Below are 25940 nucleotides of genomic sequence, written 5' to 3'. Positions count from 1 at the left end.
ATGGTTGATCGACTTCTGTCCGGTAACACACCCCGGCCGTCGAGGGGCCCCTGCCGCAGTGCGCGTTCCAGAGCGTCACAGTCCCAACTGCAGCCCGTCACCCGCCTCCTCGACCATGGCGAGCCCCAGCCTGCTGACGCGCACGGAGAAGGGGGCTCCCGAGACCCGCAGGCCGGTGAGCCCGATCTCGCCCAGAGGCGCAGCGCGCAACGGACGCAGAGTCACCGTCCCGGCCGGCGCATCGGGGCGGATCCCGGCCAGGGTGCTGAGCAGCAGCACCCCGGCCGCCGCCGAGACGGCGGCCGGCCGTGAGGCGGCTGGGTGCGGCAGCGGGGTGCCGCCCTCCGTGCGCTGCTCTCCGGCGTACATGTCCGGGAGGCGGTGGCCGAAGGACCGGGCAGCCGCAAGGGCTCCGGACAGCAGCGAGGCCGCCTCCTTCTCGTAACCCGCGGCGGCCAGCCCGGCGACCGCCACAGCCGTCTCCTGAACGCGCACGGCCCCCGCGCGGTGACCGAACGGGTTGTACGCCGTTTCCTTCGCCCCCAGGCTGCGCAGCCCCCAGCCGGAGTCCATGGCCGGGCTTCCGAGCAGCCGCGCAAGCTGCTCGGTGCGGACCTTGTCGAGGAGGCCGGGAGCCGACTCACCCGAGCCGAGCAGACCGGTGTCGAGGAGATGGGCAGCACTGGAGGCGAGCTGGGTCGCCAGGCGCCCGTCCGGTGCTCGGGCGGCGGCCGGTCTGCCTCCGCCCAGGTCATCGGCCCAGAAGTCGTCGCGGAAAGCCGTCCGCACCTCTTGAGCCCACTGCCGCAGTCCCAGACCCCCCGTCCGGCCGTACGCGTCGAGCAGATCGGCACCGAGCAACGCCGCGCGGTGCGCGTGGGCCTGTGTCTCGCAGCGAAGCGGCCCGGTCGGCTGAGCGTCGGAGAGATACGTGCCGTCGCCGACCGTGGTCCGCAGCCATTCGAGGCAGCGCTCGGCCGCGGGGAGCAGTTCCTCCACCTCCTGTTCTGGGAGTCCCCATCGCCGGGCCTCGGCGAGGAGCACCGGGAAGAGGAGCGTTGCCTCGGTCGCTGTGCAGCCGGGCGGCAGGTGTGGTCCAGCGTCCCGGAGCGGTCCCGGGATCAGCCCGGAACGCGGTCCCGGTCCGGCGAGCTGGGTGCGGGCCAGGGTTCGCAGTGTGCCGACGGCGAGACGCGTCCCGAGGGGCAACGTCATCCGGGCGGCCACCAGGGCGTCGGCCGGTGCCAGCCCGCACCGCCACGGCGCGCCCGCCGCGAGGTGGATGTCGGTCGGGTGCCGGGGATCGCGCAGCAGCAACGCCTGGAGATCCTCGACGGACGTCCGCAGGAGGGCTTCCGCGCCGAGCCTGTCGCTCGCTGCCCGCGCCGGGGCGAACGGGCTCGCCGCGCCCCGGCCGACAGCCCTGATCGGTCCCGCGCCGTCCAGGCGGACCCGCAGCTCCGCACTCCAGGTACCGCCGGGTGGCAGTTCGACTTCCCATCGCAGCAGACCCGCGGAGGCCAGCGCGTCGGTGGGCGGCGGGTCGGCGGTCACCGCAGCGTGCCCCGTGGGAGAAGACCAACGCAGTCCGGCGGCATGGACGCTGGCCGCCAGCTCGGGCACTGGGCGGCCGGACGCGATGGAACCCAGTTCCGCGAGATCCGTCCCGAGCGCGATCTCCACGGGCAGGCGCAGCGTGCGCGGGGACGAACTCCGCAGGGTGATCCGCTCGGTTCCGTCCGCATGGCGTGTCCGCTCGACGACCACGTCCGGGTCGGGCCCCACGTCGGGAGCCACACGCAAGGTGCCCACGAACCGAGCCACGTCGGCCGCGACCATGCGTGCCTGCACAGGGAGCGGCTCCCGGCCGGCGACACTCAACCGGCAGCGCGACAGCAGGCGGCGCCCCGCCCGATAGAAACCCTCCAGTCCGCGGCCGTTCAGCTGTCCCTCTTCTGTGGAGATCGCCAGCCCGGGAAGCGCGACACAGATCAGGGCGGTGTGGGCGGGCGGCAGCTCCCCCGTCCGGCCAGGTGCTCCAAGAGCTGCCTGCGGAACGGTGGGGCCGCGCCCTCCTGGAAGGGAGGACGCTCCGGTGTCCCGGCCCGCTCGGGGGGCCACCGGGTCGACCCTGCGTCTGGCGGGTGGTGCGGTGTCGGTCGCGGACGGGTGTGCGTCGTCGTGGGCAGAGGACGGACTGGTCATGGGCATCGGATGGCTTCCTCCGCGCTCGGTGCGCCTGGAGCGCGTTCGGCGCCTGGTGGGTGGCTCCGTGGAGTCGGGGGTGTTGCTGCGGCGCAACCCGGCCCCGGACTCCGCCACTCAGGTGAACGGGGCAGTCCCGCCCGGGGTCACGCTCTCGCCCTGCCATGCCGACCGAATGGCGGCGGCCGGGGTGCCGAGCGGCACCCTCGCCGACCCTCATGGCTCGTACGGCCGTCGCCTCCCCCGGGCGAGCACGAGGCATCTTCACCCCCGAGCTGCTCTCACCGTTCCGACGATCTCCCAGACGGGTCCGGCCGCGCGGGAGGACGGCCCCGGTGCGCTCCCGCACGCGCGCACGCCCCCACTGCGCGGGTGCCCAGCTCACCCGTCCTCCCCCGCGCCCCACCCGCCATCGTCACCGGACGTGTGCAGGTGGCCGCCCGCCCTCTCCCCCTCTCGTCCCGTACGGTCCCCGGGCCGGGAGGCCTCACTGACCGGTCGGCTCCCCTGCCCACCTGCCGTCCCCGGGCCGCGTCGCGTTGGACGGCCACCGCTGTTCACGCTCGTACGGGTCCGCCGACGACGCCGAGACGCGGGCAGCGCGGTCGGTGCGCCGGGCCCGTGGGACTCCGCTGCCCGGCCTCCAGGGGAAAAGGGCGCACCGGAATCGAGTGACCGGACCTCCTGCACCGGGCCACGACCGGTCCGTTCCGCGCGCAGGCAGCGGCGGATGGACTCCGGGTCCAGTCCTTCGTTGCACGCCTGGTGAAGGAGACGGGCGAACAGGTAGTCGGGGTCGGAGCCGAGGGCCATCGCGAGAGCCTCTCGAGCCTCCAGTTCGTCGCCGGTGGACCAGGCGACCCATCCGGCGAGCGTGAGCGGTGCGGCGGCATGCTCGCGATAGGGGCCGACACAGCGGCGGGCCAAGGCTCGCCACAGACGCAGCGCCGGTCCCGCTTCGTCGCCCTCCATCCACTCCGCGGCGCGGTCGCGAGTCGTGCGGTCCTGGAGAGCGAGGATCAGTGTCGCGGCCTCCTCGTCCTCCAGGAGTCCGTCGTCACGCAGGTCGGCCGGACGCATCCCGGGCACGGAGGGCGCGGCCGCCAGTCGGTCCCTGATCCGCCGGGCCAGTGTCAGGGCTTCCTCGGCCACCTCGGCGCGGCCGGCGTCTTCCAGGATCCTCGGCACGAGAGCCATGCTGGCGGTGTCGAGGGCCACCTCCTGGCCCGGCGCGGCGGTGGTCTCCCAGGGGGTGAGCCTGGCCGTCAATTCCCGCAGGGAACCGCGCACCTGAAGGCCCGCGTAGGTCGCGGCCGCGGCCAGGACGGACGTGCCGGGAAGCCCCATCGACGAGCCTTCCAGCGGACAGCACCCTTGGCCGGGGCAGGTGTACGACCAGAAGCGGCCGTCGGAGATGCACAACGCTTCGATCACCGGAACGTCGAGACGCCCGCAAGCCGTGCGCAGCAGCTGTGCGAGCGGGCGAAGCCGTTCCATGACGTCGCGCCCCGACTCACCGGCTCCGGGTTCCTGGCAGAGGTAGGCGACCATGCTTTCGGGCCTGGCTCCACGGCGCTCGCTCCCTTTGATCAGGCCTTGTGCCAACTGGTCGGAGACGGACGGCCAGTCCTCCGCGTGCGCCGGGATGCCCAGGCGGGCCCGGCCACCGAACCGGCCCCGCCGCTCCCGGTCGTGCAGCGCGACCAGCACGATGCTGTCCTCTGGGCGGTACCCCAGGAGATAGGGCAGCGCGTCGGCCAGTTCTGCCGGGGTCCGCAGGGTCACCTGATGCGTGACCTCGTGTTCTCCGCCGGCATCGTGGGCGAGCACCGGCCCGCCCGGGCCCGTCGACTCGTCGGGAATCGGCCTGCTCGCGATCGCAGCGTCAGCCGACCCGAGCGCGTCACCCGCACCCGGCTGGCCGTCCGTGTGACCGTCTCCGGCGGCTTGGCCCGCGCCTCCCAGGCGCTCCGCGCCAGGGCCAGCGATGCTGCCGGAGTTCGCCGGGCGCCCGGCGTGGCGTCCGGGCAGGGCGGAGCCCTCGCCGTCCGATCGGCCGTGCGGGGCGCTCCAGTCGTCGGAGGCCTTTCGGTGACGCGGCCGGCTTCGGCATCCGTCCGTGTCTCCTTCGGTGGGACGGTCGTGGGCGAGGCGTGCGCCGATCGCGTTGCTGTTCTCGTCACCGGACATGTCGGTCGCTTCGTCGTGATTCGTCATGCGGTGACCATCTCGCGGATCACAGGATTCCGGTTCGGCCTGTGGATAACCACGGCCATGATCACGCCAAGGTTGTCCACAGGCAGACGGTCTCGTTCGCGGTTTGTCCGACCCATCGGGTTGCATGGAGCCATGACCAACGAAGACCCGCGACCCACAGCCACTGATATCGCACCAGGCGCTGCCCGCGAAGAGCTGCGGGCAGCCGCCGACACCGTCCTGGCCCGGCTCGTCGGCGCCCGGGAGGGCGAGGCGCGCCTGCGCGAGGATCAGTGGCTCGCCATCGAGGCGCTGGTGGCCGACAAGCGCAGAGCACTGGTCGTGCAGCGCACCGGCTGGGGCAAGTCCGCGGTGTACTTCGTCGCGACCGCGCTGCTGCGCGAGCGGGGCGCCGGACCCACGGTGATCGTCTCTCCGCTTCTCGCGCTCATGCGTAACCAGGTGGAGGCGGCCGCCCGCGCCGGCATCCGCGCACGGACGATCAACTCCTCCAACACGGAGGAATGGGAGACCATCCAGGCCGAGGTGGCGGCGAGCGAGGTCGACGTCCTGCTGGTGAGTCCGGAGCGGCTCAACAACCCCGACTTCCGCGACCAGGTGTTGCCCAAGCTGGCCGCCGCCACGGGCCTCCTGGTGGTCGACGAAGCGCACTGCATCTCCGACTGGGGCCATGACTTCCGGCCGGACTACCGCCGCCTGCGCACCATGCTGGCCGACCTGCCGCCCGGCGTCCCGGTGCTGGCGACCACCGCGACGGCCAACGCGCGCGTGACGGCCGACGTCGCCGAACAGCTCGGCACCGGGGGCAGCACGGACGCACTGGTCCTGCGCGGCCCGCTGGACCGGGAGAGCCTGAGCCTGAACGTGCTGCGGCTGCCCGACGCCGCGCACCGGATGGCCTGGCTCGCGGAGCATCTCGACGATCTGCCGGGCTCCGGCATCATCTACACCCTCACGGTGGCCGCTGCCGAGGAGGTCACCGCGTTCCTCCGCCAGAGCGGGTACACCGTGACGTCGTACACCGGGAAGACGGAGAACGCCGACCGTCAGCAGGCCGAGGAGGACCTGCTCGCCAACCGCGTCAAGGCGCTGGTCGCCACATCGGCGCTCGGTATGGGATTCGACAAGCCCGACCTGGGATTCGTGGTCCACCTGGGCTCCCCCTCATCCCCCATCGCCTACTACCAGCAGGTGGGACGCGCGGGCCGCGGTGTGGAGCACGCGGAGGTGCTGCTCCTGCCGGGCAAGGAGGACCAGGCGATCTGGGAGTACTTCGCCTCGATCGCCTTCCCGCCCGAGGAGCAGGTGCGGCGCACGCTGGACGTGCTGGCCCGGGCCGAGCGTCCGCTCTCGCTGCCCGCTCTGGAGCCGCTGGTGGATCTGCGCAGGTCCCGCCTGGAGACCATGCTCAAGGTGCTCGACGTGGACGGCGCCGTGCACCGGGTCAAGGGCGGCTGGATCTCCACGGGGACACCCTGGACGTACGACACCGAGCGCTACGCCTGGGTCGCCAAGCAGCGCGCCGCGGAACAGCAGGCGATGCGGGACTACGTCTCGACGACCGACTGCCGCATGGAGTTCCTGCGGCGGCAGCTGGACGACGAGGGAGCCGCGCCGTGCGGGCGTTGTGACAACTGCGCGGGCGCCCGCTTCCAGGCATCCGTGTCCTCCGCCGCCCTGGACGCGGCGAACGGAGAACTCGGGCGCGCGGGAGTCGATGTCGAACCCCGCAAGATGTGGCCGACCGGACTGCCCGCGGTCGGTGTCGATCTGAAGGGACGTATCCCGGCGGGCGAACAGGCGTCTCTGGGCCGCGCTCTTGGACGCCTGTCGGACATCGGCTGGGGCAACCGGCTGCGGCCCCTGCTCGCCCCGCAGGCACCGGACGGTCCCGTACCGGACGACGTTGCCAAGGCGGTGGTCGGCGTCCTGGCCGACTGGGCGAAGGGCCCCGGAGGCTGGTCCTCCGGGCAGCCCGACGCGCAGCCCCGCCCGGTCGGCGTCGTGACCGTGGCCTCCCGCTCACGTCCGCAGCTGATCCGGTCGCTCGGCACGGGTATCGCGGAGATCGGCCGCCTCCCGCTGCTGGGCTCCGTGGAGTACGTCGGCGACGGCGCGCACATCTCCCGGAGCAACAGCGCTCAGCGGTTGAAGGCGCTGGACGGCGCGTTGTCGGTGTCGCCGGAGCTGGCCGCCGCCCTGAAGGAGGCCGAGGGTCCGATCCTGCTGGTGGACGACGCCACGGAGACGGGCTGGACGCTCGCCGTGGCCGCGCGGATGCTGCGCAGAGCCGGGGCTCAGGGAGTGTTGCCGCTGGTCCTCGCCGTGCAAGCGTGACCCGCGTGTCCCCGGGCTGAACACCGGGCAGGTATATAGGCGGCCAATCGCCAGAAAACGGTCCGTGGCCCCAATTGCTCGTTGCCGCAACCCAGTTCGACAGGAAGAATTGGAGTCCGCTCCCCGCTCGGTTCGCCCGTGGTCCGGTAGGGCTCTGCTGCGGCGTGCGCATCCCCCAAGTCCGACCCCGCCCGCAGTCTGGGCGCGTAGCCGAAGGGAGGACCGTGACCTTCGGATTCGCTCCGTCCTCGGCGGCATCCATGTCGACGTCTCCCGACCTGTCTGCCGCTTCCACCAACCCACTGGCCCGCATGCTCGAACCCGCCGAATGGGCCTCGGCCGGAATTCCGCTGCTGCGCAATCCCCGTGAGGTCGTCAGCGGGCTGCACGCCCGGCACCGGCCGAGACCGGCGACGGCGGTCGTGGCGGTACTCGATCCGGAGGAGCGACTGCTGGCGAGCGCGTCGTTCACGCGGCGTTCCACCCCCGCGGACGGCTGGATGTTCCGTAACGCGCTGCTCGCGCAGTTGCGCAAGGTCATCCCGCACGACCTGCGGCGCCGTTCTCCGGTGCGTACGGCCGTGCTGCTGTACTGCCGGGACGGCGACGCGCGTTGGACCGAGGAGGACGGGGCGTGGATGTGGGGGCTGCGGGACGCCTGCACCCTTCATGGGCTGCGCTGCGGCGCCTACATCACCCTCACGCGTGACGGCTGGCAGGTCCTCGGCGAGGGGCGCGGTGGACGCCGGCCCAACACGGACTCTCCGCCGGAGTTCTTCACGGGTGAGGCGCTGCCGCCGCTGCCCCGGACCGGAGGGGCGGCGTCGGAGGTACTGCGCCGGGCCGCCGCCCGCTGAGCCGTTGGCCCAGGCGGGTCCGACCGACTGACCCGACACTGACGCACTGTCGGCCCGCCCGGGAGGGGAAGGCGGGCTGCCGCGACCACTCGAGCGCTCGTCCCGATCTGGCGGGCCGTGCGCTGCCCCGACGGCCCTGCCGGTCCGACGGCTCCATCGGGGACCCGCCCGCATCCCCGGCCACGCGCACGTCCTCACCGACGGACAGAACCCAGGACGCCCCACCGAACGCCACGGGAGCTCGCACGACGGGCCCGGTGATCGCCACAGAACATCCGGGGTCGCCGAACAGGGGTGGCATGCGCATGCCACCCCTGGCGGCGCACGTCAGCCCTGCACATCTCACCTTCAGAGCACAGTGCGCCTTGCGGGTAGGACGAAGCGACCGCCGTGCAGGTGCCACCGCGGCGGCACCTTCGACATCCCGCGGGTCGCGTTCCGGACGAGGTCCGGAACGCGATCAGACGCCTGCGCCCAGGACCGAGTTGATCTGCTGCGCGTCACCGCAGACGATCAGCAGGGCGCCGGCCCGGCCGAGAGCCAGCGGCAGGCCCGAGGCGACAGCCTCGGCGGAACCACCGTTGACGGCGACCACGACCACAGGGCGGGACGCGGCACGGCCGGCGGTGGAGGCGTCGGCGTAGAAGACGTCGTCACCCGCTTCGTGCTGCGCCCAGTAGGCGGCCTCACCGAAGGAGAGCTCGTGCGCGGCCCACGGGTGGAGGTCGCCGGTAGTGATCACCAGCACCTCACCAGGGGCGCGGCCCGAGTCCAGCAGCAGGTCGACGGCTTCTTCGGCGGCGTCCAGCGCGCCCTCGGCCGAGGCCGGGATGATCTGGAGCTGCGGGGCGGCGGTAGCGGGCGCCGCAGCCTTGACGGACGGCCCCGGCGTGGCCACGACCGGCTCGCGCACGGTGCGTTGGGCCGGCATGGGCCGGACAGGACCCGGGCGGCCAGGACGTGGCGGAGCCACGGGGCGGGGACCGGGTACGGGGCGAGGGGTCGGCGCGGTGCGGCTGCTGGCCGGGGTGACGCGGGGACCCTGGGCACTCTCGTGAATCTGAGGCTCCTCGGGAATGAGAGGCATGAGCTGATACTTATCAAACGCCGATGCGAGTCGCGTCGACGGGTGGTACATGAGTGCGAACAAAATCGTCAGAAATCGAAGCCGAGCTGACCCTCGATCTCCGGAACGTTTCCGTCCGCCCAACTGCGGGCTTTCTTGAGATGCCGCCACTGGGGCAGCGCATCAAGATACGCCCACGACAACCGGTGGTACGGGGTGGGCCCCCGCTCCTCCAGCGCGGCCTTGTGGACCGGCGACGGGTAACCCGCGTTGGCCGCAAAACCGAAGTCTGCATGTTCGATGCCCAGTTCGGCCATCATTTTGTCGCGCTGAACCTTGGCGATCACGGACGCGGCCGCGACAGCGATGCAGGACTGGTCGCCCTTGATCACCGTACGGACCTTCCAGGGGGCGCCGAGATAGTCGTGCTTACCGTCGAGAATGACCGCGTCGGGGCGGACCGGCAAGGTCTCCAGGGCCCGCACGGCCGCGAGACGCAGAGCGGCCGTCATGCCCAGTTGGTCGATCTCCTCGTGGGAGGCGTGCCCGAGGGCGTACGACGTCACCCACTTCTCCAACTCCACGGCGAGCACGGTGCGGCGCTTCACGGTCAGGAGCTTGGAGTCGGTGAGACCTTCGGGGGCGCGGCGCAGACCGGTGACGGCGGCACACACGGTGACGGGGCCGGCCCAGGCACCGCGGCCCACCTCGTCGACACCGGCGATGACCTTCGCTCCGGTCGTGGCGCGGAGGGAGCGCTCGACGGTGTGGGTGGGTGGTTCGTACGGCATGGCGTCCTCAGACTACGCCGCCCGGAGGCCGCCGCGACACCCAGGCCCCCCGAGCGGCCGTGCGGCCCGCGGCGATGCCGGTCGGGGCGACAGCGATCAGGCGGCGCCGCCGCGCAGCAACGGGACCATGAGCTGGTCGATCATCCCCTGCAGATCCTGATCGCTCCATTCGCTCGCGCACACCTTGGAGCGGTACATCATCATCGCCGGGATGACGTCGAAGACGTACGCGTTGGCGGCGTCCGGTCGAACCTCGCCGCGGGCGATCCCACGGTGGATGACGTCCCGGAGCAGACGCATGGTCGGCTCCACGACCCCGCCGAGGATCACTCTGTTGAAGCGTTCGGCCTGGGTCACGTCGCATTCGTGAAGGACCGAGCGGAGCGCGAAGCCCGGCTGCGAGAACATCGCCTCACGCACCCGGCGGCACAGTTCGAGGAGGTCCTCCCGGACGCTGCCGAGGTCGGGGGCCTCGGTCAGGTTCGGCAGGCCCGCCTGGAGCGCGTCGGCGACCAGGTCCTCCTTTGAGGGCCAGCGGCGGTAGACCGCGGCCTTCCCGGTCTGGGCTCGGGCGGCGACACCCTCCATGGTGAGGCCGTTCCAGCCGACCGTGCCGAGCTGTTCCAGGGCGGCCTCGAGGATCGCGCGCTCGAGAACGGCACCGCGCCGGCGCGGGGAGGACGCCTGAGCGGGGGCGGCCGTCCAACGCGAAGTAACCATCAGAGTGTCTCCGTTGTGCGGGGAGTGTGCGAGGAGCGGACATCGGGGTGGGGACGAGCGGCGGGACATCGGTTCGGGGCGAGCGGCTTGCGGGCGGACCGTTCACGGGGAGCGGCGATCCGGTCGACATCTTCGGGCAGGGACTTCAGTGAACGCTTGCGTTCACTGTCGGGGACTCACTACCGTTGACGCGACAGTGAACGCGAGCGTTCACTAACGCACTTGTGGGGGAACCAAAGTGACGACCTCTCAGTTGATTCAGGACACCAAACCAGGTGCGGCACGCCGGGAGGGGCATCCCGGCATCGCGCTCACCGTCATCGCGGCCTGCCAACTCATGGTGGTACTCGACGCGACGATTGTGAACATCGCGCTCCCGCACATTCAAGACGCTCTCAAGTTCAGCACCACCGACCTGACATGGGTGGTCAGCTCGTACACCCTGACCTTCGGCGGGCTGCTGCTGCTCGGTGCGCGAGCCGGTGACATCCTCGGCCGGCGCCGGGTCTTCATGGCCGGCATCCTGCTGTTCACCTTCGCCTCGCTGCTCGGCGGACTCGCCCAGGAGCCGTGGCAGTTGCTTGCCGCGCGTGCGTTGCAGGGCGTTGGCGGTGCGATCGCCTCGCCGACCTCGCTGGCCCTGATCACCACCACCTTCCCGGAGGGCCCGGAACGGAACCGGGCGTTCGCCGTCTTCGCGACGGTCTCGGCCGGCGGTGGCGCCATCGGCCTGCTCGCCGGCGGCATGCTCACGGAGTGGCTCGACTGGCGGTGGGTCCTCTTCGTCAACGTGCCCATCGGCATCCTGATCGCCGTGCTCGCGCCGATGTACATCAACGAGTCCGAACGCCATCCGGGACGCTTCGACATCGCCGGTGCGCTCACGTCCACGGCCGGCATGGCATCCCTGGTGTACGGGTTCATCCGCGCCGCGGAGGACGGCTGGAAGGACAGCCTCACGATCGGGTCGTTCACCGCGGCCGTGGTCCTGCTGGTGGCCTTCGCGTCCATCGAGACACGGGCCAAGGAACCCATCACGCCGCTGCGCATGTTCGCCGACCGCAACCGCTCCGGCACGTATCTGATCATGCTCAGCCTCGCCGCCGCGATGTTCGGCATGTTCTTCTACATCGTGCTCTTCGTGCAGAACGTGCTGGGGTACAGCCCGATCTCGGCCGGGGTGGCCTTCCTGCCGGTGACCGTGGCGATCGCCATCGGCGCGGGTCTGTCGCAGCGGTTCCTGCCGGTGCTCGGGCCCAAGCCCTTCATGATCACGGGATCGGCCCTGGTCACCCTCGGGCTCGGCTGGCTCACCTTCATCAGCCCCGACGACTCCTACCTCGGCGGTGTCCTCGGCCCGATGCTGCTGTTCGGCTTCGGCATGGGTCTGAACTTCGTGACGCTGACGGTGACCGCGGTCGCCGGTGTCGCCCAGCACGAGGCGGGCGCGGCCTCCGGTCTGCTCAACGTCACGCAGCAGGTCGGCGGTTCCCTCGGCCTCTCCATCCTCACCACGGTCTTCGGCACGGCCAGCCGTGACGAGGCGCAGAAGCAGGTCCCGAAGTTCCTGGCGGAGGCGTCGCCCGGGCAGAAGGCCGAGTTCGCCAAGACGCACCAACTGCCCTCCCCGTGGAGTCACGACGTGCTGGCCCAGGGCATCTCGACCGCCTTCGTGCCGGCAGTGGCGATGGGCCTTCTCGCCCTGATCGTCGCCACGCTGGTGATCAGGGTCCGCAAGAGCGACCTGGAGGCCCTCTCCGGGACGCCGGCTCCGGTCGCGGGCTGAGGAACCGTACAGCGGAGGCCGGGCCAGGGTCCTGAGGGCCCGACGGCGAGAGCCATGGCCCGGTCCACCGCTGTGCGAAGCACATGCATGACGTGCCTCAGCGGTACATGAGATCGTCCCCGACCCGGCTGCACACGCTCCAGTCCGCGGAGCTGGACGGCGGGCGAGCACGAAGGATGTCCCGGGCCCGGGCCTCACCCCAACTGGTCGCGTACCAGGGCTGATCGTCATGCCCCAGGTCATCGGCGATCATCCGCAGCGCGCACGACCGCATCGGCTCCTTGAGCTTGTCCAGGGCGGGTACGGCGTCTGCCGAGAGACTCCGCGCGTAGTCGAGGTCGAACTTCTGCGTGTCCTCGTACCGCTGGACGTTCCGCTCGGCGATCAGGCTGTCGGGCGACATCAGTCCGAACGCGAGCACACCGGCCGCCGCACTGGCCGCGACGGCGCGGGGAAGCCAGCGGGCACCCCACACACCGGCCGCCATGATGAGCACGATGACGAGCCCGAGCCACAGCTCACCGGCGACCACCGACACCCTCAGCCGCGTGAGTCCATAAGCCTCCACATACATGTCCATACGTCGCACAGCGGATGCCACGACAACGAGCGCCAGCGCGCACAGAGTTCCCAGCACACCGCGCACCAGTTTGCGGTCGGCCGCGCCGTCCCGTGGCGCCCAGCGCAGCGCGAACACCACGACCAGCAGGGTCAGCAGTGTGACGAGCAGCAGTTGCCAGAAGCCCTGGCGCGCGTACTCGGCGTAGGTCTCGCCGGTCTTCTCCAGTACGGCGTCGTAGCCGCCGAACAGGACGGCGAGCTGGACCGCGTTGAAGGCGGCGAAGAGCAGCACCAGCAGGATCAGCGGCAGGGCCCACTCGACGCGGTTCCGCGGACGCCCGGCGGGCACCACGACCCGGTCCCAGTGTGCCGGTGCGGCTGCCGTGTGGGCCACCGCCAGGGCTCCGACGAGGCCGACCGCCAGCAGCACCACGCGCCAGGGTCCGCCCGTGACGGAGGCGTCCGGCATCAGGTCGCCGAGCAGACTCGCGAAAGCGGAGTCGGCCCCGGCGAACAGCGCGCCGAAGACCAGCAACAGGACCGCGGTCACCACGAGCGCGCGCAGTCCGACCCCCACGCTGCGACGGGCGCCTCCGAAACGTTCCCGCAGCCCACGCCAACCCCAGAGGGGCCCGGGGACAAGGGCGTTGAACACGCCGATCGGACTGAGGAGCACCGCGGCCCAGGTGCGTCCACCGTTCAGCGCGAGGGAGCCCAGCGCGAGCGCGGTCACCACGGCGAGGAACGACGGCCAGTCCGCGTCCCGCAACGCGGGCACGATCAGCAGGCCGAGGCCGCCCACGGCCCAGACCAGGCTCCACGCGCGCGTGCGGCGTCCCGCGGCCCGGCCGGCGAAGTAGGCGGCGAGCGCGGCGGGGATCGCGACCAGCAGGAGGTTGATCGCCAGACCGTCGTCGAGGAGCAGCATGCTCAGCACGCCGGTCGCGAGGACGGCCCACAACGTGGCCGTCCGCACGGGCGCGGGCGGCGCGCCCTGCAGCCCGGCCAGCAGCGAGGCGGACGGGGGCGGTGGAGTCGCCCAGCTGCCGCTTCCATGGATCTCCCGGTCCGCACGTGCCCGGGGCGCCACCCCGCCGGCCGCCGCTCGGGCACCCTGCTCCGGCACGCCGCCCCCGGACCCGTCGGCCGAGCCCGAACCGGAGGGGTGATCGGTACCCGCGCCGACCCCAGGCCCGGCAACGGCACCGGCACCAGCACCAGCACCAGCACCAGCACCACGGTCAGCCGTTCCCTTACGGGCTGCCACGGCATCGGGATCGTCCGCGACGCCGGGCTCTTCTGCGACGCTCGGCTCGTCCGCCCTCGCGGACCCGCCTGCGGCCCGAGGACGGTCCTCGCCGGAGGTTCCCCCCTCCTCAGGTCCCGACGTCTCCCCCTCGTCGCCGGAAACGGTGCTCGGAGCCGGGCGCGATCCGGTCTGCTCGGCCGCGTCCCCGGGCTCCGTGGCCTTCGGACGCCGCGCGGCGGCCTCCGGACGCTTCTTGCTCTCTCCCGGGCTTCTGCGTGTCGCCGATGCCTCGTCACTCGGCTCCGGCGTGGACGGTATGTCGGACAAGGGACCCCCTCCCGACCGGTCTCCGGGCAGCCCTCGACGCGCCACTGCGGCGGGGAGGCTGCCGACCGGTGTCTCGTCGGCGCGCACCCGCCAAGATCAACGGGCGGCGTGGCGCACAGGCTATCCACGGTCAACGCGGCTCAGGGAATGGCCGGGGGGCTGTAGCGAGCCTGTGACAGAGGAGTGGTTTCCAGCGCGGGACTCCGCCTCTGGACCGACCGTTCAGGCAACCGCCCGATCCTTCCAGGGCGACGACCGAGCGCCACGCGCGCGGGCATCCCTCAGCGCACAGTCGTCAGCCCCCGGCCCACCTCAGCGAGCAGCCCGCCGGAAATCGGTCCGGCGCCCTGCCCGGTCGGGGGTGTCCACGGATGCCGGACACCTATCCGGCCGACGCCTGCACCCACCCGGGCAGCTCCTCCGTGGCCTCCAGCCACGCTCCGGGAGGCGATCCGGCCTTCCCCGAGGCGACTACTCCGCCCACGATGGCGCAGGTCGTGTCCACGTCGCCCCCGACCTGGGAGGTGACCCAGAAGCCCTTCTCGTAGTCGCCCAGGGCGCGGGCGGCCGACCAGAGGGCGAAGGGGACGGTGTCGTGCGCCGACGTGCGCCGTCCGCAGCCGAGGACGGCGGCGACGGTCGCGGCGTCGCCGTAGTCGAGCATGTCCCGGGCGCGCCGCAGGCCGGCGCCGACCGCGCTGCGGGGTACGAGGGCGATGACCCCGTCGAGCAGGGTCTCGGCACTCGGCGGGCCCGCCGGATCGGCGGCCAGGGCGGCGGCCGCGGCGACGGCCATGGCGCCGACCACGGCCTCGCGGTGCTGGTGCGTCGTGTAGGCGGAGATCTCCGCCTGGTGGGTCGCCTGCTCCGGGTCGTCGGCGTACCAAGCACCCAGAGGGGCGATCCGCATGGCCGCGCCGTTGCCCCAGGAGCCCTGCCCCTTGAACAGGGCGGACGCCAGCTCGCGCCAGTCGCCGCCCTCACGGATCTGCCGCAGCATGCGGTTGACCGCCGGGCCGTAGCCCCGGTCGAAGTCATGGTGCTCGGCGAAGGAGTGGGCGAGCCGGTCCTGGTCGATGCGGTGGTGTGCGGCCAGCACCGCGACCACGGAGCAGGCCATCTCGGTGTCGTCGGTCCACTGCCATGGGGTGGGCGGCAGTTCACGGCGCTTGAGCAGCGGGTAGTTCGCGGGCACGAAGAACTGCGAGCCCAGCGCGTCCCCCACCGCGAGGCCGCGGAGGCTGGCGAGGGCGCGGTCGAGCCGGCCGTCGGGAGAGGAGTCAGCGATCATCGCTCTGCCACTCTATCCGGTGAATCCGTACGATTCCGGCTCACGCCAGCGATCGAAGGGGCGGTCCAGCGTGTAGCGGCCGTCGTCCCCCAGAACGAGCATCCGCGTCTCGCCGTTCCCCGGGTTCGACAGCGACTCGAACTCGGCGACCGTCCAGTGGAACCAGCGCATGCAGAACAGCCGCATCGCCAGTCCGTGGGTCACCAGGAGCACGTTCGGCGGATGGTCGGGGGCCTCGAAGCTCCGGTAGAGGCTCTCCAGGAAGCCGCCGACCCGGTCGTAGACGTCCGCTCCGGACTCGCCCTGCGCGAACCGATAGAAGAAGTGTCCGTAGGCGTCCCGATAGGCCTTCTGGAGACGTACGTCGTCACGGTCCTGCCAGTTGCCCCAGTCCTGCTCGCGCAAGCGCGACTCCTCGCGCACCCGGACGAGCCCAGGGTCGAGGTGGAAGGCGCGGAACGTCTCGTGGGTCCGCCGGTACGGGGAGACGTAAACGCTTACGCGCTCGCGGCCGAAGACCTCGTGCAGCCGTTCACCGGTCTCGGCGGCCTGTTGCCAGCCCTTCTCGGTGAGCGCCAGCGCGTGGTCGGGCTCGCGTTCGTACACGGTGTCATCGGCATTGCCCACCGACTCGCCGTGGCGGACTAGAACGATGCGCCGTGGTCGTGCCATGCCAAAACCCTAGATCGTGTCGGCGCGGATCGAGCAGTCGTACGGGCTCATACGGCGTAGGTCACACCGTTCCCGCACATCAGGGACGTCGGCGGGAAGGGGCCGTCAGACGATCCAGCCGGGTTCCAGTTGCACGATGTCGCCGGCGAGGGCGGCCACGTCGGCCTCGATCTGGGCGCGCAGGGCGAGCCTCTCCACCCGTTCCTCGCGGTACTTGCCGTGCTCGGCGGACGAGTGCCACATGGACAGGACCAGGAACTCGCTGCCCGGTGCCTCACCGAACAGCCCGCGCACCATGCCGGGCGAACCGGCCATCGCGGGGTTCCAGACCTTCTCCTGCATGAGCGCGAAGTGCTCGGCGCGGTCCTCGTGGACACGGCAGTGCGCGACCCGCACCACGTCGGCGTCCGTGAAGCGCGGCTCGAAGCCGGTCTTCACGTCGAAGCGGTGGTCGAACAGTTTGACCTGGGTGTCCTTGAACGTGCCGGACTGCGCGGCGGCCAGCCGGTCGTGAGAGCGGGCCATGAACGAGTCGTAGAAGGCGCGGCTCTCCCAGAAGGAGAAGATGTGGGCGACGCCGGACCGGCCCCTGCTCCATCCCCCGCCCTGCCCCCGGAAACCCGGCTCCCCCAGCAGCCCCGCCCACTTTCGCTGCCCCCGTTCGAAACCGCGGCGATCGACCACGGTGCAGCGAATCCACTTGACCAGCACCGCGCCATCGTAAGGCCACGGAGCGTGGCCCCGGTCACGGTCCGGCGGACTTGATCCGCGCGGGTGCCCCCGCGCGCGTGGCACGATGGGCAACCGGCCGTGCCTGCGGGGCAGTTGGCCAGGTCACTGCTGGGACAACGGGGAGGGGAGATCCGATGAACGGTCTCAACAAAGGCATACGCAAAGCCGAGTTGGCGGTCAAGTGGGATCCGAGTCCGGTCGGCGAGCCCGCGACCGATCTCGACATCATCGCGGCGACGTATCCGGCGTCCGCACCGCAGGGGGATCCGGCCTATGTCGTGCACTTCGACAGCCGGTCCCCGGACGGCACCATCTATCTGAACCGCGACAGCAAGGACGGCAAGGGCTTCGGCTGGGACGAGGTCATGACCCTGGAGCTCGATCGTCTCAACAGCCAGTACGCGCGCGTGGTGGTCGGCGTCCTCATCCAGCAGCGCACCGGGCCGAAGACGTTCGGCGGGGTTCTGAACCCCGGATTCCGGCTGCGCGAGGGGTACACCGTCCTGACGGAGGGCGACTTCGGTGACGTACTGGGCGCGACGGCCGCGACCATAGGGGAGTTCGTGCGCGACCACTCCGGGGAGTGGACGTTCCACCCCGGCGTCCACGGCTTCGACACGGACCCCGCGACGTTCGCGCGTGTCATGGGCAGCCCGCAGGAGGCGTGAGGCCACGCCGTCCCGCCCCCTCCGGGCATCGGCGCCCCCGGCGCCTCGACGCCTTGGCGCGCGTCAGTCGATCACCGTGTCTCCGGGGCTCTCCGAGGGAGCAACGCCGCAGGGCGGTGGAGCCGTCTCCCGGCTCCACCGCCCTGACCTGCTGATGCGCGCCCGCTGGGCGCCGGCGTCAGCTACAACCGCTGGTCGAGCCGCAGCCCTCGCAGATGTAGCAGGAACCGGCTCGCTGCATCTTCGTACCGCACGAGAAGCAGAGCGGGGCGTCGGCCTGGATGCCCAGCTGCATCTCCACGAGCTCGGCGCTGGTGTGCGCCTCCTTCAGGGCCGGCACAGCCACCGCGGCCTCGGCCTTCGGCGTGGCGACGGCCTTCAGCTCCTGCGCGAGGGGCGCCGACTGGGCCAGCCCCTCGACGTCGACGTCGACGTCGTCCTCGGAGTGCTCGTAGGAGCCCGTCTCCAGGTGACGCTGACGCTCCTCGGCGGAGTGGATGCCGAGCGCGGAGCGCGTCTCGAAGGGCAGGAAGTCGAGCGCCAGGCGGCGGAAGATGTAGTCGACGATCGACTGCGCCATCCGCACGTCCGGGTCGTCCGTCATGCCGGCCGGCTCGAAGCGCATGTTGGTGAACTTGGAGACGTACGTCTCCAGGGGCACGCCGTACTGGAGGCCGACCGAGACGGCGATCGAGAAGGCGTCCATCATGCCGGCGAGGGTGGATCCCTGCTTCGACATCTTCAGGAAGACCTCGCCGAGACCGTCGTCCGGGTAGGAGTTGGCGGTCATGTAGCCCTCGGCGCCGCCCACCGTGAAGGAGGTGGTGATGCCGGGACGCCCCTTGGGGAGGCGCTTGCGGACCGGGCGGTACTCGATGACCTTCTCGACCGCGGTACGGATGGTCTCCTCGGCCTTGGCCGTGACCTCGGTCTTCTCCTTCTCCTTGGTCTTGGCGGAGAGGGGCTGGCCGACCTTGCAGTTGTCGCGGTAGATGGCGAGCGCCTTGACGCCCATCTTCCACGCCTCGAAGTAGACCTCTTCGACGTCCTCGACGGTCGCCGTCTCGGGCAGGTTGACCGTCTTGGACAGCGCGCCGGAGATCCACGGCTGGATCGCGGCCATCATGCGGACGTGGCCCATCGCGGAGATGGAGCGCTCGCCCATGGCGCAGTCGAAGACCTCGTAGTGCTCGTGCTTGAGGCCGGGGGCGTCGACGACATTGCCGTTCTCGGCGATGTGGGCGACGACCGCCTCGATCTGCTCCTCCTGGTAACCCAGGCGGCGCAGGGCCTGCGGCACGGTGCCGTTGACGATCTGCATCGAACCGCCGCCGACCAGCTTCTTGAACTTGACCAGCGCGAGGTCGGGCTCAAGACCGGTGGTGTCGCAGGACATCGCGAGACCGATGGTGCCGGTCGGGGCGATGACCGAGGCCTGCGCGTTGCGGAAGCCGTTCTTCTCGCCGAGGCGGACGACGTCCTGCCAGGCCTCCGTGGCGGCGGCCCAGATCGGGGAGTCCAGATCGTCCGCGCGGGGGGCCGTCGTGTTGGCTTCGGCGTGCTGCTTCATGACCCGCAGGTGGGGCTGCGCGTTGCGGGCGTAGCCGTCGTACGGGCCGACGACCGCGGCGAGTTCGGCGGACCGCTTGTACGAGGTACCCGTCATCAGGGAGGTGATGGCGCCGGCGAGCGCGCGGCCGCCGTCGGAGTCGTACGCGTGGCCCGTCGCCATCAGCAGGGCGCCGAGGTTGGCGTAGCCGATGCCCAGCTGACGGTAGGCGCGGGTGTTCTCGCCGATCTTCTGCGTCGGGAAGTCCGCGAAGCAGATGGAGATGTCCATCGCGGTGATGACCAGCTCGACGACCTTGGCGAAGCGCTCGATCTCGAAGGACTGGCGGCCCTTGCCGTCGTCCTTGAGGAACTTCATCAGGTTCAGCGAGGCGAGGTTGCAGGACGTGTTGTCCAGGTGCATGTACTCGCTGCACGGGTTCGAGCCGTTGATACGGCCGGACTCCGGACACGTGTGCCAGTTGTTGATCGTGTCGTCGTACTGGATGCCCGGGTCGGCGCAGGCCCAGGCCGCCTCGGCCATCTTGCGGAAGAGCGACTTGGCGTCGACCTCCTCGATGACCTCACCGGTCATGCGCGAGGTGAGACCGAACTTGCCGCCGGCCTCGACGGCCTTCATGAACGTGTCGTTCACGCGGACCGAGTTGTTGGCGTTCTGGTACTGGACGGACGTGATGTCGTCGCCGCCCAGGTCCATGTCGAAGCCCGCGTCCCGCAGGGCGCGGATCTTCTCCTCTTCCTTGACCTTGGTCTGGATGAAGTCCTCGATGTCGGGGTGGTCGACGTCGAGAATGACCATCTTGGCCGCGCGGCGGGTGGCGCCGCCCGACTTGATCGTTCCCGCGGAGGCGTCGGCGCCGCGCATGAAGGAGACGGGACCCGAGGCGTTGCCGCCGGAGGAGAGGAGCTCCTTGGAGGAGCGGATGCGCGAGAGGTTCAGGCCGGCGCCGGAACCGCCCTTGAAGATCATGCCCTCTTCCTTGTACCAGTCGAGGATCGACTCCATGGAGTCGTCGACGGACAGGATGAAGCAGGCGGAGACCTGCTGGGGCTGCGGCGTCCCGACGTTGAACCAGACAGGGCTGTTGAAGCTGAAGATCTGGTGCAGGAGGGCGTACGCCAGCTCGTGCTCGAAGATCTCCGCGTCGGCGGGCGACGCGAAGTACTTGAAGTCCTCGCCGGCCTTCCGGTACGTCTTCACGATGCGGTCGATGAGCTGCTTGAGGCTCACCTCACGCTGCGGGGTGCCGACGGCACCTCGGAAGTACTTGCTGGTGACGATGTTGACCGCGTTCACCGACCAGGAGCCGGGGAACTCGACGCCACGCTGCTCGAAGTTGACCGAGCCGTCGCGCCAGTTGGTCATGACGACGTCACGGCGCTCCCACTGCACCTCGTCGTACGGGTGCACGCCCGGGGTCGTGTGAATACGCTCGATGCGCAGTCCCTTGGTGGCCTTGGCCCCGCCCTTGGTGCGAGATCCTCGTGCCGGACCGCTCGCCGTCTCTGTCATGCCGCCTCCCTGTATCAGGCTAAAACGCCCTGAAAGGCCACGTTCTTCCCGTGGCGCGATGTGTTTCTGGTGCCGCGTGCCGCAGAGCACGGCTGGTCGCAGCAGGTCTGTGTGCGTCACCCACCAGCGAGGACCGGACGCTCCGGGCGTCCGGCCCCGCGGTCAGTCGGCGGCGGTGGCGGACACGGGAACCTCGACGGCTCCTCCGCGTCCGCGGTCGTTCTCGTCGCGCACCACGGCCGGGTCGTCGTCGTCCGCGGCGGTGCGCTGCGTCACTTCGCGAAGCTCCGTGATGGCGGCTTCGAAGTCGTCGAGCGAGTTGAAGGCCCGGTAGACCGAGGCGAACCTCATGTAGGCCACCAGGTCGAGCTCCTGCAAGGGGCCGAGTATGGCCAGGCCAACGTCATGGGTGGTCAGTTCGGCACTTCCGGTGGCACGCACCGCTTCCTCGACCCGCTGGCCGAGCTGGGCGAGCGCGTCCTCGGTGACCGGCCGCCCCTGACACGCCTTGCGGACGCCGTTGATGACCTTGGTGCGACTGAAGGGCTCGGTCACGCCGGACCGCTTCACCACCATCAGCGAGCACGTCTCCACGGTCGTGAAACGACGGGAGCAGTCGGGGCACTGGCGGCGCCTGCGGATCGACGTGCCGTCGTCGGTCGTACGGCTGTCGACGACGCGGCTGTCGGGGTGCCTGCAGAAGGGGCAGTGCATGGCTCCAACCCTCCTTCACAGCACGGCTCATAGACCTCTCGGGACCTCCTGGACCCCGCGAAGCAGCCTCAAGCATAGGCGATGTCCGAGGGCCCGGAGACCCGGGGGACCACAACTTCTGGGCTGCTGTCGCAATCCAACCACTAGATGTGGGGCCTGACCCGTCAAGTCGCCCCATCCCCGCGTGTCGCGCACGTAAGGGCATGTGTCGCGCAGGCATACCCATCCCGGACACGCGGGGATAGCGTGGTCGGCGCACGGAAGGGGAGCCGGTTCCCGGCCTGCCGGCCAGGGAATGGCAGACTGGGCGTCGGCCCAGGTCAGCGAGGACGGCCACCGCTTGCGGCGGTGAAGAGTACAGCAATGGATGCTTTTGTCCGTCCGGCGCGTCGACAGCTATACACCCAGACACATGATCACGACAGACAAACCGCGGTTTTTCACTCGAACGTGTGTTTGGCGCAACCTTTCGAAAGCAACTACCGTTGTCCAGCAGGGAGACCATCGAGAGGGGCCGACGTGACCACCACCGCAGACAGCGCCACCATCACTGCCCAGGACCGCTCCCAGGGCCGACTCGAGCCGGTGCATGCGATGAACGAAGCCGCGAATCATGAGGGGCCCAAGCGCTCCATGCCTGGGCGACCTCCAGGCATCCGAGCCGACAGCTCGGGACTCACGGACCGGCAACGCCGGGTGATCGAGGTGATCCGCGACTCCGTGCAGCGGCGCGGTTACCCGCCGTCGATGCGGGAGATCGGACAGGCCGTAGGCCTTTCCAGCACCTCCTCGGTCGCGCATCAGCTCATGGCACTGGAGCGCAAGGGGTTCCTTCGCCGGGACCCGCACCGCCCGCGCGCCTACGAGGTGCGGGGCTCCGACCAGTCGTCGGTGCAGCCCACGGACACGGCGGGCAAGCCGGCCGCGTCGTACGTACCGCTCGTCGGCCGGATCGCCGCCGGTGGCCCGATCCTCGCCGAGGAGTCGGTCGAGGACGTGTTCCCCCTCCCCCGCCAGCTGGTCGGCGACGGTGAGCTGTTCGTCCTGAAGGTCGTCGGAGACTCGATGATCGAGGCCGCCATCTGTGACGGGGACTGGGTGACGGTCCGCCGCCAGCCGGTCGCCGAGAACGGCGACATCGTCGCCGCGATGCTGGACGGCGAGGCGACGGTGAAGCGCTTCAAGCGCGAGGACGGCCACGTGTGGCTGCTGCCGCACAACTCCGCGTACCAGCCGATCCCCGGTGACGAGGCGACCATTCTCGGCAAGGTCGTCGCCGTGCTGCGCCGGGTGTGACACCGCGGGGGTGGATCACCACCCCCGCCCCAGACCGGACCCCGGAACCAACTGCGCCGGTTCCGGGGTCCTGTGCGTGCTGTTGCAGCCGCGCCCCTGGTACGCAGAGGGGCGCGGCCCACACCGACCGGGCGCCCGGCACGCGGCCCGAGCGCCCGCCGCCGACGGCGCCGAGCTGAGCCGGGCCACCGACCCCCCGCGGCGCGCGCCGCGGAGACCTGCCTAGGCGTCCTCCGAAGCCTCCGTCGCCTCGAGGTTCTCGGCTGTCCCGGCCGGCTCCGTCGCGGACGCGGCCTGCTCCGCCGCCGCCGTCCTGACGGCCTCGGTCTCCTGCGCCTTCTGGTCGATCGCGGCGAGGGACCGGCGGACCTGGTTGCGGTCCGTGGTGTACCAGAAGTCGGGCAGCGAAGCCTTCAGATAGCTGCCGTAGCGGGCCGTGGCCAGGCGTTGGTCCAGTACGGCGACCACGCCGCGGTCACCGGACGCGCGGACGAGACGGCCGGCGCCCTGGGCCATCAGCAGCGCGGCGTGGGTGGCGGCGACGGCCATGAAGCCATTGCCTCCGTTGTCCTCGACCGCCTTCTGGCGGGCGCTCATGAGCGGGTCGTCCGGACGCGGGAACGGGATCTTGTCCATGACGACCAGCTGGCAGCTCGTGCCCGGCACGTCCACGCCCTGCCAGAGTGACAGCGTGCCGAAGAGGCAGGTCTTCGGGTCCGCCGCGAAGTTCTTGATCAGCTCGCCGAGCGTCTCCTCGCCCTGGAGCAGGATCGGGTACTCGGGGATGCGGGTGCGCAGCTCCTCCGCCGCGAGCTGGGCAGCGCGCATGGAGGAGAACAGGCCGAGCGTGCGACCGCCGGCGGCCTGGATCAGGTCGGTCAGCTCGTCGAGCATGTCGCCGCGGTCCGCGTCACGGGCCGGGCGGGACAGGTGCTTGGCCACATAGAGGATGCCCTGGCGGGGGTAGTCGAAGGGCGAGCCGACGTCGACGCCCTTCCACTGGGGGATGTCGTCGCCCGCCGTGCCTTCGGGGGCGAGGCCGAGGGAGGCACCCACGCCGTTGAAGTCGCCGCCCAGCTTGAGTGTCGCGGACGTCAGGACGACGGAGCGGTCCGTGAAGAGCTTCTCCCTCAGCAGGCCCGACACGTTCATCGGGGCGACGCGGAGCGAGGCACCGAAGCGGTCGTGGCGCTCGTACCAGACGACGTCCCATTCGGAGCCGTTCGTGATGCGCTCCGCCACGTCGTGCACCGACTCCACGGAGGCCAGGGCCTGCTTGCGTACGGCGTCCTCGTCCTGGACGGACTTGTCGCGGGTGGAACCCAGGGCCGAGATCACCTGGCGGGCGGCGTCCCGGAGCGCCATCAGCGCGTATCCGAGGTCCTCGGGGATCTCCTCCAGGCGGCCGGGCAGGGCCAGCTCCATCAGACGCTCGAAGCCCTCGGCCGCGGTCTGGAGCTGGTCGGCCACCTTCTCGTTGACCAGCTTCGCGGAGCGGCGGACGGCGCGGTTGACCTGGCCGGGGGTGAGTTCGCCGGTGGCGACGCCGGTCACGCGGGAGACCAGTTCGTGGGCCTCGTCGACGATCAGGACCTCGTGCTGCGGGAGGACCGGGGCGCCCTCGATGGCGTCGATCGCGAGCAGCGCGTGGTTGGTGACGACGACCTCGGCGAGCTTGGCGCGCTCACGGGCCGCCTCGGCGAAGCACTCCGCTCCGTAGGCACACTTGGTGGCGCCGAGGCACTCGCGGGACGACACCGAGATCTGGCCCCAGGCCCGGTCGGAGACGCCGGGGGTGAGGTCGTCACGGTCGCCGGTCTCCGTCTCGTCCGACCAGTCGCGCAGCCGCAGCAGGTCCTGACCCAGCTTGCTGGTGGGGGCGGCGGCCTCGAACTGGTCGAAGAGTCCCTCGTCCTCGTCCTGCGGCATGCCCTCGTGCAGGCGGTGCAGGCACAGGTAGTTCGACCGGCCCTTCAGCATCGCGAACTCGGGGCGGCGGCGCAGCAGCGGGTGCAGTGCGTCGACCGTGCGCGGCAGGTCCCGCTCCACGAGCTGCCGCTGGAGGGCCAGGGTGGCGGTCGCCACGACCACCCGCTCTCCGTGGGCGAGCGCGGGCACCAGATACCCGAGGGACTTTCCGGTGCCGGTGCCCGCCTGGACCAGCAGGTGGGAGCTGTCGTCGATGGCACCCGCGACGGCTTCGGCCATGGTCACCTGGCCGGGGCGCTCCGTGCCGCCGACAGCAGTGACGGCAGCATGCAGGAGTTCGGGGAGTGAGGGCTTCGTCATAGCGGTGCCAGCCTACGGGGCGCCACTGACAGCCGGGCGATCAAGGCCACGGCCGGGGGCGCGATCAGGTCGGGTGCGGGAAGGGCGGTTCCGACGGCCGGTGGGAAGGGGTCCGCAGGCGTGGAGCGGACGGGAACTCCTCGAACGGGAACCTGACCGGGTCGAGCGGTGTACCAGGAGTGACGGCTCACAGCAGATCGCGCAGAGCCCGGTCCCGGACCATGAGGGCGGCCCGTTTGTCGGGCAGGTCGACCTCGGCGGAGTAGCGGAAGCCGGCGCTCAGGAAAGCGGAGACGGAGGGTGTGTTGCGCAGGTCGGGTTCCGCGACGACGCGGGCACAGGAGGGACGCTTGTCCAGGATGTGGTCGGCGACGGCTTTGAGCAGGACGGAGCCGAGACCTCGTCCACGGTCGGCGACGGTGCCGATGAGGAGATGGATGCCCGTGTCGTGGGGCCGGGCGGGGTAATGGCGCGCCAGGGGATCGAGGTCCGCGCGGTAGATCTCCCAGTAGCTCATCGGAATGCCGTCCAGCACCCCGAGACAGGGCACGCTGCGTCCGTCTCCGTCGACCTGCGGGCGCAGGTGCTTCTCGACGACGGACTCGGGGCCCTCCAGTTCCCAGAAGGCCGCGACGGCGGGGTCGTTCATCCAGCGCGACACGAGCGGAGCGTCCCGGTCGGGCCGCACGGGGACGAGCTGGAAGACGCCGACGCCGGTGGGGACCGGACCCCAGCCGGCGACCCGGTCGAGCAGATCGCCTCCGCCCGCACCGCTGTCTGCGACCGACGAGCCCACGACACCGTCGATTCCTGCCTCCGCAAGGGTCCAGGGCTCACCGACGCCGGCCCCGGCGTCCCCGGGCTGCTCCTCCCCCCGGGCGAACAGGGCGATCAGTTCGTCCGGAAGGCGCAGATCGAGGGTGTCCTCGCAGTCCGTGGCGGCGCCGGGGTCCGAGCCGGTGTGCGGGCGGGTTCCGGTGTCCGGGCCGGATCCGGGAGCGACCTGCGCGGCGTGATCCGTGGCGGCTTCGGTGCTCGCGTCGGTGGGAGGCACGAGGCTCCTCTCAGGAGACGGGGTGG

Annotated in this window: 18 protein-coding genes; 5 read left to right on the top strand and 13 right to left on the bottom strand. The window is 70.9% G+C overall.

Translation table 11 applies throughout. From position 1 onward, the window contains the following. Positions 1–75: 75 nt before the first annotated feature. Both AB0C62_RS22310 and AB0C62_RS22305 read right to left on the bottom strand, forming a co-directional pair. Positions 76–2016 (bottom strand): glycogen debranching N-terminal domain-containing protein, encoded by a 1941-nt coding sequence (locus AB0C62_RS22310; RefSeq protein WP_362975752.1) that lies wholly within the window; start codon positions 2014–2016, stop codon positions 76–78. Positions 2017–2586: 570 nt separating this feature from the next. Then, on the bottom strand, positions 2587–4422 hold the full coding sequence (locus AB0C62_RS22305; protein ID WP_362975637.1) for a DUF4192 domain-containing protein: 1836 nt from the start codon (positions 4420–4422) through the stop codon (positions 2587–2589). A 132-nt stretch (positions 4423–4554) separates the two neighbouring features. On the opposite strand from AB0C62_RS22305, the gene AB0C62_RS22300 reads away from it, so the two are divergent. Beyond that, on the top strand, positions 4555–6759 hold the full coding sequence (locus tag AB0C62_RS22300) for a RecQ family ATP-dependent DNA helicase (RefSeq protein WP_362975635.1): 2205 nt from the start codon (positions 4555–4557) through the stop codon (positions 6757–6759). Between the two features lie 224 nt (positions 6760–6983). After that, a complete protein-coding gene (locus AB0C62_RS22295) occupies positions 6984–7616 on the top strand; it encodes a hypothetical protein (RefSeq protein ID WP_362975633.1) in 633 nt (210 codons plus the stop codon). A gap of 460 nt (positions 7617–8076) precedes the next feature. On the opposite strand, the gene AB0C62_RS22290 is transcribed toward AB0C62_RS22295, so the two are convergent. The 3 genes from AB0C62_RS22290 to AB0C62_RS22280 form a co-directional block, all read right to left on the bottom strand. Further along, entirely contained in the window at positions 8077–8703 is a 627-nt protein-coding gene (locus AB0C62_RS22290; RefSeq protein WP_362975632.1) for a hypothetical protein, read from the bottom strand. 68 nt (positions 8704–8771) lie between these two features. Continuing rightward, the gene (locus tag AB0C62_RS22285; protein WP_362975630.1) at positions 8772–9473 is read right to left on the bottom strand and encodes a ribonuclease HII; all 702 of its coding nucleotides are present in this window, start codon (positions 9471–9473) and stop codon (positions 8772–8774) included. Positions 9474–9569: 96 nt separating this feature from the next. Beyond that, on the bottom strand, positions 9570–10193 hold the full coding sequence (locus AB0C62_RS22280; protein ID WP_362975628.1) for a TetR/AcrR family transcriptional regulator: 624 nt from the start codon (positions 10191–10193) through the stop codon (positions 9570–9572). A gap of 238 nt (positions 10194–10431) precedes the next feature. On the opposite strand from AB0C62_RS22280, the gene AB0C62_RS22275 reads away from it, so the two are divergent. Further along, positions 10432–11979, top strand: a complete 1548-nt coding sequence (locus AB0C62_RS22275; RefSeq protein ID WP_362975626.1) for an MFS transporter — start codon at positions 10432–10434, stop codon at positions 11977–11979. A gap of 97 nt (positions 11980–12076) precedes the next feature. On the opposite strand, the gene AB0C62_RS22270 is transcribed toward AB0C62_RS22275, so the two are convergent. The 4 genes from AB0C62_RS22270 to AB0C62_RS22255 all read right to left on the bottom strand — a co-directional run bounded on the left by AB0C62_RS22270 (position 12077) and on the right by AB0C62_RS22255 (position 16790). Beyond that, on the bottom strand, positions 12077–13552 hold the full coding sequence (locus AB0C62_RS22270; RefSeq protein WP_362975751.1) for a DUF4173 domain-containing protein: 1476 nt from the start codon (positions 13550–13552) through the stop codon (positions 12077–12079). Positions 13553–14498: 946 nt separating this feature from the next. Further along, positions 14499–15407: an ADP-ribosylglycohydrolase family protein gene (locus tag AB0C62_RS22265; RefSeq protein WP_362975624.1), complete on the bottom strand. Its 909-nt coding sequence runs from the start codon at positions 15405–15407 to the stop codon at positions 14499–14501. Positions 15408–15419: 12 nt separating this feature from the next. Next, on the bottom strand, positions 15420–16079 hold the full coding sequence (locus AB0C62_RS22260; protein ID WP_362975622.1) for a histidine phosphatase family protein: 660 nt from the start codon (positions 16077–16079) through the stop codon (positions 15420–15422). A 105-nt stretch (positions 16080–16184) separates the two neighbouring features. Beyond that, positions 16185–16790 carry a DUF4937 domain-containing protein gene (locus AB0C62_RS22255; protein ID WP_362975620.1) on the bottom strand — a complete coding sequence of 202 codons (606 nt, stop codon included), beginning with the start codon at positions 16788–16790 and terminating at the stop codon, positions 16185–16187. A gap of 155 nt (positions 16791–16945) precedes the next feature. On the opposite strand from AB0C62_RS22255, the gene AB0C62_RS22250 reads away from it, so the two are divergent. Continuing rightward, the gene (locus AB0C62_RS22250; protein ID WP_362975618.1) at positions 16946–17479 is read left to right on the top strand and encodes a TerD family protein; all 534 of its coding nucleotides are present in this window, start codon (positions 16946–16948) and stop codon (positions 17477–17479) included. 178 nt (positions 17480–17657) lie between these two features. On the opposite strand, the gene AB0C62_RS22245 is transcribed toward AB0C62_RS22250, so the two are convergent. Further along, positions 17658–20561 carry a vitamin B12-dependent ribonucleotide reductase gene (locus tag AB0C62_RS22245; protein ID WP_362975616.1) on the bottom strand — a complete coding sequence of 968 codons (2904 nt, stop codon included), beginning with the start codon at positions 20559–20561 and terminating at the stop codon, positions 17658–17660. A gap of 162 nt (positions 20562–20723) precedes the next feature. Further along, complete coding sequence (gene nrdR, locus AB0C62_RS22240) at positions 20724–21275, bottom strand: transcriptional regulator NrdR (RefSeq protein ID WP_362975614.1); 552 nt, start codon at positions 21273–21275, stop codon at positions 20724–20726. Between the two features lie 519 nt (positions 21276–21794). Here nrdR and lexA point away from each other — a divergent pair. Continuing rightward, on the top strand, positions 21795–22571 hold the full coding sequence (lexA, locus tag AB0C62_RS22235; protein ID WP_362975612.1) for a transcriptional repressor LexA: 777 nt from the start codon (positions 21795–21797) through the stop codon (positions 22569–22571). Positions 22572–22793: 222 nt separating this feature from the next. Here lexA and AB0C62_RS22230 read toward each other — a convergent pair whose 3' ends face one another. Together AB0C62_RS22230 and AB0C62_RS22225 are read right to left on the bottom strand one after the other, a co-directional pair. Next, positions 22794–24860 carry an ATP-dependent DNA helicase gene (locus AB0C62_RS22230; RefSeq protein WP_362975610.1) on the bottom strand — a complete coding sequence of 689 codons (2067 nt, stop codon included), beginning with the start codon at positions 24858–24860 and terminating at the stop codon, positions 22794–22796. 187 nt (positions 24861–25047) lie between these two features. Further along, complete coding sequence (locus AB0C62_RS22225) at positions 25048–25914, bottom strand: GNAT family N-acetyltransferase (protein WP_362975608.1); 867 nt, start codon at positions 25912–25914, stop codon at positions 25048–25050. Between the last annotated feature and the right edge of the window lie 26 nt (positions 25915–25940).

Origin of the sequence: Streptomyces sp. NPDC048643, assembly GCF_040650615.1 — a bacterium.
Taxonomy (GTDB): Bacteria; Actinomycetota; Actinomycetes; order Streptomycetales; family Streptomycetaceae; genus Streptomyces.
The sequence above is the reverse complement of the archived record's forward strand: the minus strand, read 5'-3'. Positions and strand labels throughout refer to the sequence as shown.

What these genes read in the sequence shown, in the direction of transcription:
- AB0C62_RS22290 (WP_362975632.1), bottom strand. Translation starts at nt 8,703, where the DNA reads ATGCCTCTCATTCCCGAGGAGCCTCAGATTCACGAGAGTGCCCAGGGT.
- AB0C62_RS22300 (WP_362975635.1), top strand. Translation starts at nt 4,555, where the DNA reads ATGACCAACGAAGACCCGCGACCCACAGCCACTGATATCGCACCAGGC.
- AB0C62_RS22260 (WP_362975622.1), bottom strand. Translation starts at nt 16,079, where the DNA reads ATGGCACGACCACGGCGCATCGTTCTAGTCCGCCACGGCGAGTCGGTG.
- AB0C62_RS22285 (WP_362975630.1), bottom strand. Translation starts at nt 9,473, where the DNA reads ATGCCGTACGAACCACCCACCCACACCGTCGAGCGCTCCCTCCGCGCC.
- AB0C62_RS22230 (WP_362975610.1), bottom strand. Translation starts at nt 24,860, where the DNA reads ATGACGAAGCCCTCACTCCCCGAACTCCTGCATGCTGCCGTCACTGCT.
- AB0C62_RS22265 (WP_362975624.1), bottom strand. Translation starts at nt 15,407, where the DNA reads ATGATCGCTGACTCCTCTCCCGACGGCCGGCTCGACCGCGCCCTCGCC.
- AB0C62_RS22245 (WP_362975616.1), bottom strand. Translation starts at nt 20,561, where the DNA reads ATGACAGAGACGGCGAGCGGTCCGGCACGAGGATCTCGCACCAAGGGC.
- AB0C62_RS22280 (WP_362975628.1), bottom strand. Translation starts at nt 10,193, where the DNA reads ATGGTTACTTCGCGTTGGACGGCCGCCCCCGCTCAGGCGTCCTCCCCG.
- AB0C62_RS22250 (WP_362975618.1), top strand. Translation starts at nt 16,946, where the DNA reads ATGAACGGTCTCAACAAAGGCATACGCAAAGCCGAGTTGGCGGTCAAG.
- AB0C62_RS22305 (WP_362975637.1), bottom strand. Translation starts at nt 4,422, where the DNA reads ATGACGAATCACGACGAAGCGACCGACATGTCCGGTGACGAGAACAGC.
- nrdR (WP_362975614.1), bottom strand. Translation starts at nt 21,275, where the DNA reads ATGCACTGCCCCTTCTGCAGGCACCCCGACAGCCGCGTCGTCGACAGC.